This window comes from Actinomadura sp. 1N219 (assembly GCF_044326405.1).
GTDB lineage: Bacteria > Actinomycetota > Actinomycetes > Streptosporangiales > Streptosporangiaceae > Spirillospora.
On sequence record NZ_JBIRAY010000003.1, the window covers coordinates 17196 to 32266 of the forward strand.

Sequence of the window (15071 nt, forward strand, 5' to 3'; positions counted from 1 at the left end):
ATTTGGAAGTTAAAGTAGTTTCCATGCGCGAGCCAGTCAAGACCACGTACGGTGGCCCGATGCCCGACATGCCCGACCCGATCGCGGAGGCCCGCCGGCAGTGGAGCCTCCGGTGGCCCGAGCACGCCGACCACATGGCGGCCGTCACGTCGGTCATGCGGGCCCAGCAGCTCCTGCTGAGCCGCATCGAGGCCGTCCTCAAACCGTACGCGCTGACGTTCGCCGCCTACGAGGCCCTGCGGCTGCTCGCCTTCACGCGCACCGGCACGCTCCCGATGGGCAAGATGGGCGCCCGCCTCATGGTCCACCCCGCCTCGGTCACCAACGTGATCGGACGCCTGGAGCAGCGCGGCCTCGTCGGCCGCGGCCCCTCCCCCGACGACCGCCGCGTCGTCCTCGCCACGATCACGCCCGCCGGACGCGAGCTCGCCGAGGAGGCGACCCTGGCGCTCAACGAGTCCGGCTTCGGCATCGCCGGGCTCCCCGCCGCGCAGGCCGCCGAGATCACGACCGCGCTCCACCCCGTCCGCCTCGCCGCCGGCGACGTCGACGTCGATTAACAAGGGCGTCCCATATGCTGCGGTTCTGTATCCGGTGTGCCGCGAGGAGGCTCAATGACGGATTCGCCGACGATGACGTACGGCGGCTATCTCCGGCTCGATGATCTCCTGTCCTGCCAGGAGCCCAGGACGACCGCCCACGACGAGCTGCTGTTCGTGATCATCCATCAGGTGTACGAGCTGTGGTTCAAGCAGATCCTGCACGAGTCGGCGCTGCTGCAGCGCCGGCTGGAGGAGGGCAACAGCGCGGGCTCGCTGCACACGGCGCGCCGCATCGCCAAGATCCTCAAGACGGTGGTCGGGCAGCTGGACGTCCTGGAGACGATGACGCCCCGCCAGTTCGCCGCGTTCCGCGGCGAGCTCGGCACGTCCAGCGGGTTCCAGAGCGAGCAGTTCCGCGAGATCGAGGCCGTCCTCGGGCGGCGCGCGTTCCCCGCCTCCGACCTGCGCGACGACGAGCGGCTCCAGGCGGCGGTGGCGCGGCCGTCGATGTTCGACTCGCTGCTGCGCTACCTGGACGGGCTCGGGTTCCCCGTCCCGCCAGCCGCGCTCGACCGCGACACGTCCCGCCCGTGGGAGCCGGACGCCGGGGTGCAGAAGGCGCTGGTCGCGGTCTACGCGGACGAGTCCGGGCCCGGCATGGAGGTCTGCGAGGCGCTCGTCGACGTGGACGAGGGCATCCAGGAATGGCGGTACCGGCACCTGAAGATGGTCGAGCGGACCATCGGCGCGAAGATCGGCACCGGCGGGTCGGCCGGGGCCGACTACCTGCGCAGCACGCTGTTCGCCCCCGCGTTCCCCGATCTCTGGGAGGTCAGATCCCAGACAGAGCCGGAAAGTGCAGGGGAGGTCCCCGTCCATGGGGCGTGATGAAGGCGGCGAGGAGCGGGTCGCGATCGTCGGCGCGGGACTGGCGGGCTGCCTGCTGGCCGTCCTGCTCGGACGCCGGGGCGTCCCCGTGACGGTGTACGAGCGGCGTCCCGACCCGAGGGTCGCGGGCGCCGAGCGCGGGCGCTCGATCAACCTGGCGATCTCGGCGCGCGGCCTTGCGGCGCTGGAGCAGGTGGGGCTGCGCGACCAGTTGCTCAAACAGGCGCTTCCCATGCACGGCCGGATGGTGCACCCGCTGCCGGGCGGGCAGAACTTCCAGCCGTACAGCGCGGACGGCGAGCGCGCGATCAACTCCGTCAGCCGGGCCGAGCTGAACCGGTCGCTGCTGGACACGGCCGAGGCCACGCCCGGCGTCACCCTGCGGTTCTCCCAGCGCGTCACCGGCGTGGACGCCGACGCCGGGACGATCCTCCTAGACGACACGGACTCCGAGCCAGCCGACGTCGTCCTCGCCGGGGACGGCGCCTACAGCGCGGTCCGCAAGTCCCTGGCCCTGGACGGCGACGACGCCGACTTCCTGGAGCACGGCTACAAGGAGCTGACCGTCCCGCCGAAGGACGGCGAGTTCGCGCTCGACCCGGACGCGCTGCACATCTGGCCGCGCGGCACCTCGATGATGATCGCGCTGCCGAACCTCGACCGGTCGTTCACATGCACGCTGTTCTGGCCCAAGGACGACTTCGCCGCGCTCGACACCCCCGAGAAAGTCGCCGCCTACTTCGAGCTCCACTATCCCGACGTCGCGCAACTCATGCCCGATCTGGCCGACGACTACGAGCACAACCCGGTCGGGTCGCTGGTGACCGTCCGGTGCTGGCCGTGGACGCGGTACGGGGACGGCGCGCTCGTGGCGCTGCTCGGCGACGCCGCGCACGCGATCGTCCCGTTCTTCGGGCAGGGCGCCAACTGCGCGTTCGAGGACTGCATCGAGATCGACCGCTGCCTGACCGAGGCGGGCGGCGACTGGGCCCGCGCGCTGTCGCTCTACCAGGAGCGGCGCAAGGCCAACACCGACGCGATCGCCGAGATGGCCCTCGACAACTTCGTCGAGATGCGCGACCGCGTGTCGTCGCCGGTGTACCGGGCGAAGCAGGCGGCGACGCACGCGCTGGAGCGGCGGCTGGCGGGACGCTACGTGTCCCGCTACGAGCTGGTGTCGTTCTCGACGCTGCCGTACGCGGAGATCCCGGCCCGGATCAGGCGGCAGAACCGCGTCCTCGCGGCGTGCGTGCTCGGCGGCGCGGCCGTCGTCGCCCTGGCCGCCCGCGCGCTCCGCCGCCGCTAGCTCAGCCGCGGCGGCGGGCAGCCTCGCGGACGGCGCGGCGGCCCGCGACGAGGTCGGCGACGGCCGCCGCCAGCGCCGCCAGGACGAACACCAGGATGACGATCAGCCCGTGCCGGAACGCCGCCGCCCAGTCCCCGCCCGCCCCGGCGACGGTGGCGAAGAACACCGACCCGACCGCGGCGATGCCCGTCGCGGTGCCGACCCGCTGGCCCGTCTGCAGGACGCCCGCCGCGCTGCCGCCCTCGGTGTAGTGCACCTCCGACAGGGTGATCGTCTGGTTCGGCGCGATGACCAGGCCGCTGCCGAGGCCCGCGATCAGCAGCGGCGCCGCCGTCCACCAGGCCACGCCGGACCCCGGATGCACCTCGACCGCCACCCACGCCGCGCCGAGACCGACCAGGACCACGCCGAGCCCCGCGGCGACCAGCGGGCGCCCGTACCGCGCCACGACCTGGCCGCCCGCCGCGGACGCGATGCCGGACCCGACCGCGAACGGGGTGATCGCCAGTCCCGCGCCGAGCGCGCTGTAGCCGAGGCCGTTCTGCAGGTAGAGCGTGAAGATGAAGAAGATCGCGGTGAACCCGGCGAAGTACAGCAGCGCGATCGCGGAGCCGAGCGCGTACGAGCGGAGCCGGAACAGGCCGAGGTCCACCATCGGCGTCCCCGCGCGGCGCTCCCACACGGTGAACAGCGCGATCAGGGCCGCGCCCGCGAGCACGAGCAGCCATTTCAGGTCGCTCTTCCACTGCTGCTCCTGGACGAGCGGCAGCAGCACGCACACCACGCCCGCGCCGAGCAGGATGACGCCGAGCGGGTCCAGGCCCTGCCGTTCCCCGTAGACGGGCGCGGGCAGGAGCCGCCACGCCAGCATCAGCGCCGCCACGCCTACCGGGACGTTGACGTAGAACACCCAGCGCCACCCCTCCTCGGACCCGGCGACGGCGATCAGCCCGCCGCCGAGCAGCGGCCCGACGGCCGTGGCGATGCCGATCACGGCGCCGAGCGCGCCGAACGCCCGCCCCCGCTCCGCGCCGTGGAACAGCTGCTGGATCAGCCCGGCGACCTGCGGGTTCAGGATCCCGCCCGCGACGCCCTGGACGAGCCGCGCCAGGACGAGGAGCGAGATCGTCGGCGCGATCCCCGCCGCCGCGCTCGCCAGCGTGAACAGCGCCAGCCCGAAAAGGAACACGGCGCGGCGGCTGCGGGCGTCGCCGAGCCGCCCGGCCGGGACGAGGACGAGCCCGAACGTCAGCGCGTACCCCGACAGGATCCACTGCAGCTCGGCGGCGGAGGCGTGCAGGCCCTCCCGGATCGACGGGAGCGCCACGTTGACGATGCTGACGTCCAGCAGCGTCATGAACGCCGCGACCAGGCAGACCGAGAGCGCCTTCCAGCGGCGCCGCCGCTCCGCCGCCCGGCCGCCGGCGTCCGCAGGCTCCGTCCGCACGGCAGGGTCCTATCCGGGGATCACCCGGCGAAACGCGCGTCACCGGCCGGAACGCGAGCCGGGCGCGCCGCGTCCGGCGGGCTGTGCCAGAGTTGCCGGATGACCGACTCCGCTCAGGGAACCGGCCCCGGCCCCGAGGAACTGCAGTGCTCCGCCAAGGGCTGCCGCGCCGACGCCGTGTGGGCGCTGCGGTGGAACAACCCGAAGATCCACACCCCGGACCGGCGGAAGATCTGGTTCGCGTGCGACGAGCACCGCGAGAGCCTGTCGGTGTTCCTCGACCGCCGCGACTTCCTGAAGGACGTCGTCCCCGTCGCCGAGCGGGACGCGCCCGCGAAAGAGGAGGGCTAGAGGGCTAGGCGTCGTCGAGGACCGTCTCGCCCGCCTGCCCCGGGACCTCGGGGGCGGGCGCGGGGACGTCGGAGGCGGGCGCGGAGAGGTCGGGGGCGGGCGCTGGGACGTCGGGCACGTCGGCGGCCGCGTTCCAGCCCTCGGCCATCTCGGTCAGACGGGCGGCGGCGTCCCGCGCGGGCGCGCCGCGCCCGACCGCGAGGCCGAGCAGGTACGCGGTGACCGGCGCGCCGGGCCGCGCGACGCCGTGCGCGACGTCGCGGGCGAGGTCCAGGACCAGGCCCTGGTCGATGTCGCCGCGCTCCAGGCCCAGTTCGAGGCAGGCCGCGTTGATCCAGTCCTCCAGCACCGGCATGGGTCCCCCTTCTCGCGTCGTCCCGCCGAACCTGCCCACTTTCACCCGATCAAAGCAGGTGCTCGGCGGCGGCCAGATCCTCGGGGGTGTCGCAGTCGTACCAGGCCGGGCGCGTGCCGGGCGGCGGCGCGACCAGGGCGGGTTCGAGCGGGCCGAGGAGCCCGCGCAGCGACGCGCCCGGGTAGGCGCTGAGAGCGTCCCGCAGCGTCGCGGCCCGCCAGCAGCCGGCGAGCCATTGCTCGCGGCCCTCGTCGTCCAGGAGGACGGCTCCGGCCCGCTCCCCCGCCGCGTCCAGCAGCCGGGCCACGTGGACGGGACGCAGGAACGGCAGATCCGCCGCCAGCAGCACCAGCCACGGCGACCGCACCTCCGCCAGCCCCGCCCGGAGCGCCGGGACCGGCCCCGCGCCCGGCGGATCCTCCCGCACGAAGACGGCCTCCGGCAGGACGTCCCGACGCGGCCCCACCACGATCAGCCGGGACGATCCCGACGCGGCCGCCGCAGCCCATTCGAGCAGCGTCCGCCCGCCGAGCGGCGCGGCGGGCTTGTCGGCGCCGAACCGCCGGGCCCGCCCGCCCGCCAGCAGCACCGCGTCGAACGGCACAGAGCCTCAGCCGCCGATCGCCGACATGGGCCGGGCCGGTTGCAGGAAGGACGGGTCGTCGATGCCGTGCCCCGCTCGCTTGGCCCACACCGCCTTGCGCCACCGCTCGGCCAGCTCGGCGTCGTCGGCTCCGGCGCGCAGAGCGTCCCGGAGGTTGGACTCCTCGGTGGCGAACAGGCAGTTGCGGATCTGCCCGTCGGCGGTGAGCCGCACCCGGTCGCACGCGCCGCAGAACGGCCGGGACACCGAGCCGATCACGCCGACCCTGTACGGGCCGCCGTCCACGGTGAACGACTCGGCGGGGGCGCTGCCGCGGTCATGCTCCTCGTCCGGGGCGATCGCGAACGCCGCGGACAGCCGCTCCAGGATCTCGTCGGCGGTGATCATGTCGTGGCGCGTCCAGCCGTGCTGGGCGTCCAGCGGCATCTGCTCGATGAAGCGGAGCCGGTAGCCGTGGTCGAGGCAGTACCGCAGCAGCGGGACGGCCTCGTGGTCGTTGATCCCCCGCATCAGCACCGCGTTGATCTTCACGGGTTCCAGCCCGGCGGTCCGCGCCGCCGCGAGGCCGGTCAGGACGTCGTCCAGCCGGTCGCGGTGCGCGAGCCGCTTGAACGTGTCCGGGTCGAGGGTGTCGAGGGACACGTTCACCCGGTCGAGCCCCGCCTCGGCCAGCGGCCCCGCGAGCCGGTCGAGCCCGATGCCGTTGGTGGTCAGCGAGATCTGCGGGCGCGGCGCCAGCTCCGCCGTCCGCCGGACGACGTCGGGCAGGCCGCGCCGCAGCAGCGGCTCGCCGCCGGTGTAGCGGACCTCGGTGACGCCGAGGTCCCGGACGGCCAGCCCGACCAGCCGGATGACCTCGTCGTCGGTGAGCAGCTCCGGCTTGGGCAGCCAGTCCAGGCCCTCCGGCGGCATGCAGTACGAGCAGCGCAGATTGCAGCGGTCGGTGAGGGAGACCCGCAGGTCCGTCGCGGTTCGGCCGAATGTGTCGACCAGCACGGGCACCCCTTCCTGCTGATTACGGTCGATCTCTCCACCCTATTGCGGTGGTTGACGATCCGTCCCTCACGAGAGACGGTACTCATCCGTCCGGCATCTGGGAGGCTGCGTGACCACGGTACGGAAGTGGGAGTTCGCGGGGACGCGGGGCGCCGTCGCGGCCAGGATCTGGACGGACGGCGACCCCTGGTACATCGCCGTCCTCGTGCACGGATACGGCGAGCACCTCGGCCGCTACGACCACGTCGCGGACGTCCTCGCCAGGCACGGCGCCGTCGTCTGCGGCCCCGACCACATGGGCCACGGCCGCTCCGCCGGCGACCGCGTGCTGGTCGAGGACTACGACGACGTGGTCGCCGACCTGCACACGGTCGTGGAGTCGGCGCGCGGCGACCATCCGGGGCTGCCCGTCGTCATGATCGGGCACTCGATGGGCGGGCTGATCGCGTCCCGGTACGCCCAGCTGCACGGCGGCGTCCTCGCCGCGCTGGTGCTGTCCGGGCCGGTGCTCGGCCGCTGGCACGTCGTGGACGAGCTGCTCCCCCTGGACGAGATGCCCGACGAGCCGATCGACACGTCCGTCCTGTCCCGCGACCCGGCCGTCGGGAAGGCGTACGCCGAGGACCCGCTCGTCTGGCACGGCCCGTTCAGGAAGACCACCGTCAAGGCGCTCGACACCGCGCTCAGGCGTGTCAGCGCGCACGGCTCCCTCGGCGACCTGCCGACCTTCTACATGCACGGCGCCGCGGACGAGCTCGTCCGCCCGCGCGACACGCGGACCGGGATCGACGCCGTCCGCGGCACCGACTTCACCGAGCGCCTCTACCCCGGCGCCCGCCACGAGGTCTTCAACGAGACCAACCGCGAGGAGGTCCTCGCCGACGTCACCGCCTTCGTCGACGGCGTCCTCACCTGACCGGCCGCCGCTCCCGACCGCCCGGCCGCCCCACCGCCCGGCCGCCCGCTCAGCCCTTGACGCAGATGAGCTGGCGGAGGTGGGCGACGACCTCGACCAGGTCGGACTGCGCCTCGATGACCGTCTCCAGGTCCTTGTAGGCGCCGGGGATCTCGTCGATGACGCCGCTGTCCTTGCGGCACTCGACCCCCCTCGTCTGCTCGATCAGGTCGTCCACGGTGAAGTTCTTGCGGGCCTTGTTGCGGCTCATCCTGCGGCCCGCGCCGTGCGAGGCGGAGTTGTACGCGGTCTCGTTGCCGAGCCCGCGGACGATGTAGGTGCCCGTCGCCATCGAGCCCGGGATGATCCCGAGGTCGCCGGCGCCCGCGCGGATCGCGCCCTTGCGGGTGACGAGCAGCTCGACGCCGTCGTACTCCTCCTCCGCCACGTAGTTGTGGTGGCAGGAGATGACCTGGTCCCACCTGCAGCGCTGCTCGCCGAACCGCCTGGTCACGACGTCCTGCGCGAGCGCCATCATGACGGCGCGGTTGCGGCGCGCGTACTCCTGCGCCCAGAACAGGTCGTGGCGGTAGGCGTCCATCTTGGCGGTGCCGGTGAGGAACACGGCGAGGTCGTTGTCCGGCAGGTCCTGGTTGTGCGGCAGCTTGCGGGCGGCCTCGATGTGCTGCTCGGCCAGCTCGTTGCCGATGTTGCGGGACCCCGAGTGCAGGACGAGCCAGATCGCGCCCTCGTCGTCCGCGCACAGCTCCAGGAAGTGGTTGCCGCCGCCGAGCGTGCCCATCTGCTGGCGGGCGCGTCCGTGGCGGGACCGCACCGCCGGGTGCAGGTCGTCGAGCGACTTCCAGAAGTCGTACCAGCCGCGCTCCTTCAGGTTCGGCAGCGCGGACGGGTCGACGGCCTGCCGGTGCGAGCCGCGGCCGACCGGGATCGCCTTCTCCAGCTTCGAACGCAGCACGGACAGGTCGTCGGGCATGTCCTCGACGGTGAGGGACGACTTCGCGGCGGTCATCCCGCAGCCGATGTCGACGCCGACGGCCGCCGGGGACACCGCGTCCTTCATCGCGATGACCGAGCCGACGGTGGCGCCCTTGCCGTAGTGGACGTCGGGCATCACCGCGAGGCCCTCCACCCACGGCAGGGCGGAGACGTTGCGGAGCTGGTCGAGGGCGAGGTCCTCGACGGTGCCGGGGTCGGTCCACATCCGGATGGGAACGCGGCCGCCCTTGATGGTCTGGTACGGCATTCCTTCTCCTTGCTCGACGGGAACCGAACCGTGATCTATGACGCCAGAGCCGGGGCCCGCGGTTCAACCGGTTTTCCCCGTATGGAGCGTCAGGAACGGCGGCGTTCGGTGAGGCCGAGGCCGTCCAGGTGGCGGAGCAGGGCGACGGCGACGCGGCGGCTCGTGCCCAGGGCGTCGGCCGCCTGCCCCGGCCTGAACGGCTGCGGCAGCCCGGACAGGACGCGCAGCGCCTCCTGGTCGGCGCCCGGCAGCAGGACGATCTCGTCGTCGCCGTCCGCGGCGATGCGCAGGACGGCGCCCGCGCGTTCGGCGGCGGCGAGGGCGTCGCCGGTCAGGCCCAGCTCGGCCAGCCGGTCAATGGCGGGGGCGTCGAACGGCGAGTCCGCCAGGCCGGCCTTGAGGCGCTTCACGGCCGCGGTCCAGACCGGCTGCGCGTCCGCGGGGCCGTAGACGCGTCCGGTCTCCACCCGCAGCGGCGGACGGACGAGCGCCTCCACGAGCTGCCGGGCGGGGAGCCCCAGCCGCAGCCGGACGGTCTCCAGCGGGATGCCGGGCGCGTGCGGGTTCTCGGCCGCGTGCACGGCCGTCTCCTCGGCCAGCCGCTCGAACAGCGCCTCCCAGTGCGCGGGGTCGGCGAGCCATTCGCCGTTCAGCGCGACGGCGTCGTCCGGCGGCGCGCAGCCCATCACCGACAGCTCGGCGCGGCGGAGCACGCCGTGGCGGCGCAGCACGATCGCGCCGTCCGGCCGGTCGGGCCAGGACGCCAGCTCCCGGGCGCGGACCGCCCCCGCGCCGCGCCGCACGAGCGTCGGCGGACGGACGTCCAGCACGCTCACCCCGGCGATCGAGCGGCGCTCCGGGTCGCGCAGGATCCCGGTGTCGCCGAGGTGCAGCGCGAGCCGGCTGTTCAGCGTGAGCCGGGCCGTGTCGGGGCCGAGCGGCCGCAGCCGCACCGGGACGGCCGCGGACCCGAGGTGCAGCGTCATCCGCCGCGCCAGCCTCCCGGACGCCTCCCCGAAGCGGGTGCGGACGTCGACGCAGGTGGTGTGGGTCCAGGCGCCGGCGGCGACGAGCGACATGCCGACGTCGACGCGTCCCGCGTCGCGCAGGGTCAGCACGACGCGGGAGACGCCGCCGACCGTCTCGTGCGGTTCGCCCGCGCAGCCGATCGTCCGGACGCGGACGCGCTCGGCCGCGGGCATGAGCAGCAGCTCGTCGCCGACGGCGACCGTCCCCGCGGTGAGGGTGCCGGTGACGACGGTCTGGCGCCCGGCGGTGAAGGCGTGGTCGATCCACAGCCGCACGGGCGCGTCCGGGTCGGGGACGGGCAGGCGCCCGGCGAGCCGGTCCAGCGCGGCGGCGAGCTCGTCCATCCCGGCGCCGGTCTCGGCGCTGACGGCGACCGCCTCGACGCCGCGCAGCGCGCTGCCGGCGAGCCGCTCGCGGGCCTGCCGCAGCGCGAGCTTCGGGTCGGCGGCGTCGGACCGGGTGACGGCGAGGACGCCGAACCGGACGCCGAGCGCGCCGAGGACGTCCAGGTGCTCCTGCGACTGCGGCATCCAGCCCTCGTCGGCGGCGACGGACAGCAGCACGGCGGGTGCGGGCGCGGCGCCGGCGAGCATCGCCGGGACGTCGCGTTCGCCGCCGGGGACGTCCACGAACGCGACGCGCCGCCCCGAGGGCAGCTCCGTCCAGGCGCCGGGCGCCTCGGTGTCCTTGCCGGTGAGGGCGCGCACGAGCGCGGACTTGCCGTGCCCACCGTGGCCGGCGGTGGTGACGACCTGCATCAGCGGCCTCTCCGTGCATGGACGCAGACGGCCGTGCGGGGGAATTCAACGCGGGGGTAGTGCAGACGAAGGTCCACGGAAGGCAACCCTATGGACGCCGGGGGCCCGCGCAAAACCAGATCCTGCACATACGGCGGATTCAGCCGCGCGCGGCATCGGTGTGGCCGGAATGGGCCTCGAAGTCGTCCACCATGCGGTGGACGAGGCCCGCGAGCCGCTCGCGCTCGCCGGGCGACCACTCGGCGAGGGCCTCGGAGATCCAGCGCCGCCCGGACGCGCGGATCGACTCGACCGCGTGCAGCCCGGAGCCGCTGAGCCCGACCCGCCTGCATCGCTTGTCGTCGGGGTCGGGCAGCAGCTCGACGTATCCGGCCCGCTCCAGCCGCTGCACCTGCCGGGTGACGTGCGGCGCCTCGACGGCGAGCCGGGCGGCCAGCTCCCCCGGGCGCATCGGGCCGTGCTCGGCGAGGGCGCGCAGCAGCGGGACGGCGGCGCGGTCGACCGGGACGCCCGCGGCGATCACCGTGCGGTCGTGCTGGCGGAACCGCGTCAGCATGTGCGCGACCCGGCTCAGCGCCCGCTCGATCTCCGCGACGTCCGACAGCCCGGCGACGTCCGGCGGCTCCGCGACGTGCTCCGGCGGCTCCGCGACGTGCGACGACTCCGTGGCGCCTCGCGGCCCGGCGACGCCCGGTGGCACCGGTGACGACATGCCGCTCACCCTACCCCTCTACAATCCTTAACTTAGGTAAGCAAACTAGTGGAGGTGTGCATGACGGGGGTCCCGACCACGGCGCGCGAGACGGCGGGGCGCCCCGCCGCCGATCCGCCGCGGACCGGCCGCACGCTGCTCGCGCTGGCGGCCGCCGGGATGGTCGTGTCCGTGCAGCAGACCCTGGTGCTCCCGCTCCTGCCCCAGCTCGGCCGTGCCTTCGACGCGCCGATCACCGACGTGACCTGGGTGTTCACCGCGTCCCTGCTGGCCGGGGCGACCGCCACCCCGCTGCTGACGCGGTTCGGCGACATGTACGGCAAGAAGCGGATGATCCTGTTCGCCCTCGGCATGCTGCTGGCGGGCTCGGTGATCTGCGCGCTGTCCGGGTCGCTGCCCGTGCTCATCGCCGGGCGCGCCGTCCAGGGCGTCTCGTCGTCGCTGATCCCGCTGGCCATCGGCATGATCAGGGACACCTTCCCGCGCGACCGGGTCATCATGGCGATCGGGATCGTCAGCGCCACGATGGGCGTCGGCGGCAGCGCCGGCATGATCGTGACCGGGCTGATCGCCGACCGCACCGCCAGCCACCACCCGGTGTTCTGGATCGCCGCCGCGATCGCGGCCGCCGCGCTGGTGCTGGTCGCCGCGGCGGCCAGGGACGTCGGCGGCCGGACCGGCGGGCGGCCCGACTACGTCGGCGCGGCGCTGCTCGCCGGGATGCTGCTCTGCCTGCTGCTCGCGATCAGCGAGGGCAACGCCTGGGGCTGGACGTCCGGCCGCGTGCTCACCCTGTTCGCCGCCGCCGCCGTCCTTTGCGTCGCGTGGGTGGCGATCGAGCTGCGGATCCGCGCGCCGCTGGTGCGGCTGGCCCTGCTGGTCGGGCCGCGGTCGCTGTCGGCCAACCTCGTCTCCGCCCTGCTCGGCTTCTCCATGTTCGCCGCGTTCACGCTGATCTCGGGCTTCGTGCAGGCGCGGCCCGGCGACGTCGGGTACGGCCTGGACGGATCGGTCCTCGACGTCGGCCTCTACATGCTCCCGAACACGGTCACGATGCTGGTGTTCTCCACCATGGCCGGGCGGATCGCCGCCCGCATCGGCCCCGCGTTCACGCTCGCGCTCGGGACGGTGTTCGTCGCGCTGTGCTACGTCTGGCTGGCCGTGTCGAACTCGCACGTGTACGACGTCCTCGCGTTCAGCTCCCTCCAGGGGACCGGGTTCGGGATCGCGTACGCGGCCCTCGGGACGCTCGCCGTCCAGCACGTCCCGATGGACCAGAGCGGCATCGCCAGCGGGATCAACTCGCTCGTCCGCGTCGCGGGCGGCAGCGTCGCCGGGGCGATCACCGCGTCGATCCTGGCCGGGCAGGTCATCCCCGGCACCGTCGAGCCGACCCTGGACGCCTACGTGCTGTGCTTCTGGATCGTCGCCGCGGGCGCCGCGCTGGCCGCCGTCGTCGCCGTCGTGCACGGCCTGCGGCACCCCGACCAGCTCCCCCGGGACGGCCGTCCCGGAGGGCTCCTCCGCCGGACGCGGGACGGCGCGGGCCCTTGACGAACCGGGCCCGCGCCATGCCCTATAGGGGGGCGGCCCGAATCGGAGCACGGGGCCGATCGCCGGAGGGCCGAACGCCGCTGAGCGGGACCAGGGACCCGCACCGGGAGGACGACATGGGCGCCTACGCGGCCGCGTACGAACGCAGCATCGCCGATCCGACCCGCTTCTGGGGACTGGCGGCGCGGGACGTCCGCTGGCTCGTCCCGCCGGACCGGGTGCTGGACGACGGCGCGCCCCCGTTCTACCGCTGGTTCACCGGCGGCGAGCTGAACACCTGCGACAACGCGCTCGACCGGCACGTCGAGGAGGGCCACGGCGACCAGCCCGCGCTGATCTACGACAGCCCGGTCACCGGGACCGTCCAGACCTACACCTACCGCGAGCTGACCGACCTCGTCGCCCGGTTCGCCGGGGCGCTGCGCGCGCAGGGCGTCGACCGCAGCGACCGGGTGGTCATCTACCTGCCGATGGTGCCGGAGGCCGTCATCGCGATGCTGGCGTGCGCCCGGCTCGGCGCGGTGCACTCGGTCGTGTTCGGCGGGTTCGCGGCGCGGGAGCTGGCCGTCCGGATCGACGACGCCCGGCCCAAGGCGGTCGTGTCGGCGTCCTGCGGCATCGAGGGCGGACGCGTCGTCCCCTACAAGCCGCTCCTCGACCGGGCGCTCGACCTCGCCAGGCACAAGGTGGAGCGGTGCGTGATCCGGCAGCGCGAGCAGCTCCACGCCGACCTCGTCCGGCCGCGGGACGTGGAGTGGGACGAGGCCGTCGCCGCCGCCGAGCCCGCCGAGTGCGTGCCCGTCGCCGCCACCGACCCGCTCTACATCCTGTACACGTCAGGGACGACCGGGCGGCCGAAGGGCGTCGTCCGCGACAACGGCGGCCACGCGGTGGCGCTGCGCTGGTCGATGGAGAACGTGTTCGGCGTCGGGCCCGGCGACGTGTTCTGGGCGGCGTCCGACGTCGGCTGGGTCGTCGGGCACTCCTACATCGTGTACGCGCCGCTGCTCACCGGCTGCACGACCGTCCTGTACGAGGGCAAGCCGGTCGGGACGCCGGACGCGGGCGCGTTCTGGCGCGTCGCCGCGCAGCACCGGGTGAAGGCGCTGTTCACCGCGCCGACCGCGATCCGCGCCATCAAGAAGGAGGACCCGGAGGGCGCGCTGCTCGCCGGGCACGACCTGTCGGCCCTCGACACGCTCTTCCTGGCCGGGGAGCGCCTGGACCCCGACACCTACCGGTGGGCGTCGCGCGTCCTGGACCGTCCGGTCATCGACCACTGGTGGCAGACGGAGACGGGCTGGCCGATCGTGGCGAACCTGCGCGGGCTGGAGCCGATGCCGGTCAAGCCCGGCTCCCCGTCCGTCGCCGTGCCCGGCTACGACGTGCGCGTCCTCGGCCCGGACGGCGCGTCCGTCCCGCCCGGCGAGGACGGCGACATCGCCCTCCGCCTCCCCCTCCCGCCCGGGACGCTGCCCACCCTCTGGCAGGACGACGAGCGCTTCGTGGAGTCGTACCTGACGACGTACCCGGGCCACTACCTCACCGGCGACGGCGGCCACGTCGACGAGGACGGCTACGTCTGGGTGATGGGCCGCACCGACGACGTGATCAACGTGGCCGGGCACCGGCTGTCCACCGGGACGATGGAGGAGGTCATCGCCTCCCACCCGGCCGTCGCCGAATGCGCGGTCATCGGCGTCCAGGACGCCCTCAAGGGCCAGGTCCCGCGCGGCCTGGTCGTGCTGAAGAGCGGCGTCCTCGCCGAGCCGGACGAGGTGTGCGCCGAACTGGTCGCGATGGTCCGCGACCAGGTCGGGCCCGTCGCCGCCCTCAAGGAGATCACCGTCGTCGCCGCCCTCCCCAAGACCCGCTCGGGCAAGATCCTCCGGGCCGTGATGCGCGGCATGGCCGACGGCCGGGAGGTCCCCGCCCCCTCCACGATCGAGGACCCCGGCGTCCTGGACGACCTGCGCCCCGTCCTCCGCAAGGCCCCCTAGGGCGCTCTGGGCGGCTGCGATCTCGGCGATCTCGGCGATCTGGGCGCGTGGACGATCCGCTTGGGCCAGCACACCGCCACGAGGAACACGCCGAGCGCGGCGATCGAGATCTGGAACAGCGTCTCCCAGAGGCTCCAGTTCCCGGACGCCAGGCCGAACAGGTGGGCGAGGCCCGTCCCGGCGAACGCCGCGACGATGCCGACCGCGATCGTGCACCAGACCGGCATGCTCTCCCGGTCGGGCGCGAGCAGCCGTCCCAGCAGGCCGACCACGGCGCCCAAGACAACGGCCGCCGCAAGCCCTCCAACAGTCATGTCCGGCCCCCCGTTTGCCAGGCCACGGCGAAGGCCCGGTCATGGGAGCCCCTACC

The 15071-nt window shown here is 73.9% G+C and carries 15 protein-coding genes; 7 read left to right on the forward strand and 8 right to left on the reverse strand.

Features of this window, described 5'->3' with window-relative positions; genetic code table 11:
• Positions 1–23: 23 nt before the first annotated feature.
• The 3 genes from ACH35V_RS12205 to ACH35V_RS12215 are packed head-to-tail and all read left to right on the forward strand — an operon-like array spanning position 24 to position 2736.
• On the forward strand, positions 24–560 hold the full coding sequence (locus ACH35V_RS12205; RefSeq protein ID WP_395972080.1) for a MarR family transcriptional regulator: 537 nt from the start codon (positions 24–26) through the stop codon (positions 558–560).
• A 54-nt stretch (positions 561–614) separates the two neighbouring features.
• Entirely contained in the window at positions 615–1430 is an 816-nt protein-coding gene (locus ACH35V_RS12210) for a tryptophan 2,3-dioxygenase (RefSeq protein ID WP_395972081.1), read from the forward strand.
• Entirely contained in the window at positions 1420–2736 is a 1317-nt protein-coding gene (locus tag ACH35V_RS12215; protein ID WP_395972082.1) for an FAD-dependent oxidoreductase, read from the forward strand. The genes ACH35V_RS12210 and ACH35V_RS12215 overlap by 11 nt, the downstream gene beginning before the upstream one ends.
• 1 nt (position 2737) lies before the next feature.
• Here ACH35V_RS12215 and ACH35V_RS12220 read toward each other — a convergent pair whose 3' ends face one another.
• On the reverse strand, positions 2738–4183 hold the full coding sequence (locus tag ACH35V_RS12220; protein ID WP_395972083.1) for a DHA2 family efflux MFS transporter permease subunit: 1446 nt from the start codon (positions 4181–4183) through the stop codon (positions 2738–2740).
• A gap of 99 nt (positions 4184–4282) precedes the next feature.
• Here ACH35V_RS12220 and ACH35V_RS12225 point away from each other — a divergent pair, with 99 nt between their 5' ends.
• Positions 4283–4534: a hypothetical protein gene (locus ACH35V_RS12225; RefSeq protein ID WP_395972084.1), complete on the forward strand. Its 252-nt coding sequence runs from the start codon at positions 4283–4285 to the stop codon at positions 4532–4534.
• A gap of 4 nt (positions 4535–4538) precedes the next feature.
• On the opposite strand, the gene ACH35V_RS12230 is transcribed toward ACH35V_RS12225, so the two are convergent.
• From ACH35V_RS12230 to moaA, 3 genes are read right to left on the reverse strand one after another with little or no spacing between them, the layout of a single operon-like run.
• A complete protein-coding gene (locus ACH35V_RS12230) occupies positions 4539–4889 on the reverse strand; it encodes a DUF6457 domain-containing protein (protein ID WP_395972085.1) in 351 nt (116 codons plus the stop codon).
• A gap of 49 nt (positions 4890–4938) precedes the next feature.
• The gene (locus tag ACH35V_RS12235; RefSeq protein WP_395972086.1) at positions 4939–5493 is read right to left on the reverse strand and encodes a molybdenum cofactor guanylyltransferase; all 555 of its coding nucleotides are present in this window, start codon (positions 5491–5493) and stop codon (positions 4939–4941) included.
• A gap of 6 nt (positions 5494–5499) precedes the next feature.
• On the reverse strand, positions 5500–6489 hold the full coding sequence (gene moaA / locus ACH35V_RS12240) for a GTP 3',8-cyclase MoaA (protein ID WP_395972088.1): 990 nt from the start codon (positions 6487–6489) through the stop codon (positions 5500–5502).
• A gap of 109 nt (positions 6490–6598) precedes the next feature.
• On the opposite strand from moaA, the gene ACH35V_RS12245 reads away from it, so the two are divergent.
• Positions 6599–7405, forward strand: a complete 807-nt coding sequence (locus ACH35V_RS12245; protein WP_395972090.1) for a lysophospholipase — start codon at positions 6599–6601, stop codon at positions 7403–7405.
• Between the two features lie 49 nt (positions 7406–7454).
• On the opposite strand, the gene ACH35V_RS12250 is transcribed toward ACH35V_RS12245, so the two are convergent.
• The 3 genes from ACH35V_RS12250 to ACH35V_RS12260 form a co-directional block, all read right to left on the reverse strand.
• Positions 7455–8648, reverse strand: coding sequence for an RtcB family protein (locus ACH35V_RS12250; RefSeq protein ID WP_395972092.1), 1194 nt, complete (start codon positions 8646–8648; stop codon positions 7455–7457).
• An 89-nt stretch (positions 8649–8737) separates the two neighbouring features.
• On the reverse strand, positions 8738–10435 hold the full coding sequence (locus ACH35V_RS12255; RefSeq protein WP_395972094.1) for a SelB C-terminal domain-containing protein: 1698 nt from the start codon (positions 10433–10435) through the stop codon (positions 8738–8740).
• A 139-nt stretch (positions 10436–10574) separates the two neighbouring features.
• On the reverse strand, positions 10575–11147 hold the full coding sequence (locus tag ACH35V_RS12260; protein WP_395972095.1) for a MarR family winged helix-turn-helix transcriptional regulator: 573 nt from the start codon (positions 11145–11147) through the stop codon (positions 10575–10577).
• A gap of 60 nt (positions 11148–11207) precedes the next feature.
• On the opposite strand from ACH35V_RS12260, the gene ACH35V_RS12265 reads away from it, so the two are divergent.
• A complete protein-coding gene (locus tag ACH35V_RS12265) occupies positions 11208–12701 on the forward strand; it encodes an MFS transporter (RefSeq protein ID WP_395972096.1) in 1494 nt (497 codons plus the stop codon).
• 116 nt (positions 12702–12817) lie between these two features.
• Entirely contained in the window at positions 12818–14701 is a 1884-nt protein-coding gene (locus ACH35V_RS12270) for a propionyl-CoA synthetase (protein ID WP_395972097.1), read from the forward strand.
• Here ACH35V_RS12270 and ACH35V_RS12275 read toward each other — a convergent pair.
• Positions 14698–14973 (reverse strand): GlsB/YeaQ/YmgE family stress response membrane protein, encoded by a 276-nt coding sequence (locus tag ACH35V_RS12275; RefSeq protein WP_395972098.1) that lies wholly within the window; start codon positions 14971–14973, stop codon positions 14698–14700. The two genes, ACH35V_RS12270 and ACH35V_RS12275, sit on opposite strands and share 4 nt — an antisense overlap.
• Positions 14974–15071: the final 98 nt, after the last annotated feature.

Coding starts and splice junctions, on each gene's coding strand:
- ACH35V_RS12250 (WP_395972092.1), bottom strand. CDS start 8,648: ATGCCGTACCAGACCATCAAGGGCGGCCGCGTTCCCATCCGGATGTGG.
- ACH35V_RS12205 (WP_395972080.1), top strand. CDS start 24: ATGCGCGAGCCAGTCAAGACCACGTACGGTGGCCCGATGCCCGACATG.
- ACH35V_RS12260 (WP_395972095.1), bottom strand. CDS start 11,147: ATGTCGTCACCGGTGCCACCGGGCGTCGCCGGGCCGCGAGGCGCCACG.
- ACH35V_RS12255 (WP_395972094.1), bottom strand. CDS start 10,435: ATGCAGGTCGTCACCACCGCCGGCCACGGTGGGCACGGCAAGTCCGCG.
- ACH35V_RS12225 (WP_395972084.1), top strand. CDS start 4,283: ATGACCGACTCCGCTCAGGGAACCGGCCCCGGCCCCGAGGAACTGCAG.
- ACH35V_RS12270 (WP_395972097.1), top strand. CDS start 12,818: ATGGGCGCCTACGCGGCCGCGTACGAACGCAGCATCGCCGATCCGACC.
- ACH35V_RS12265 (WP_395972096.1), top strand. CDS start 11,208: ATGACGGGGGTCCCGACCACGGCGCGCGAGACGGCGGGGCGCCCCGCC.
- ACH35V_RS12210 (WP_395972081.1), top strand. CDS start 615: ATGACGGATTCGCCGACGATGACGTACGGCGGCTATCTCCGGCTCGAT.
- ACH35V_RS12230 (WP_395972085.1), bottom strand. CDS start 4,889: ATGCCGGTGCTGGAGGACTGGATCAACGCGGCCTGCCTCGAACTGGGC.
- ACH35V_RS12215 (WP_395972082.1), top strand. CDS start 1,420: ATGGGGCGTGATGAAGGCGGCGAGGAGCGGGTCGCGATCGTCGGCGCG.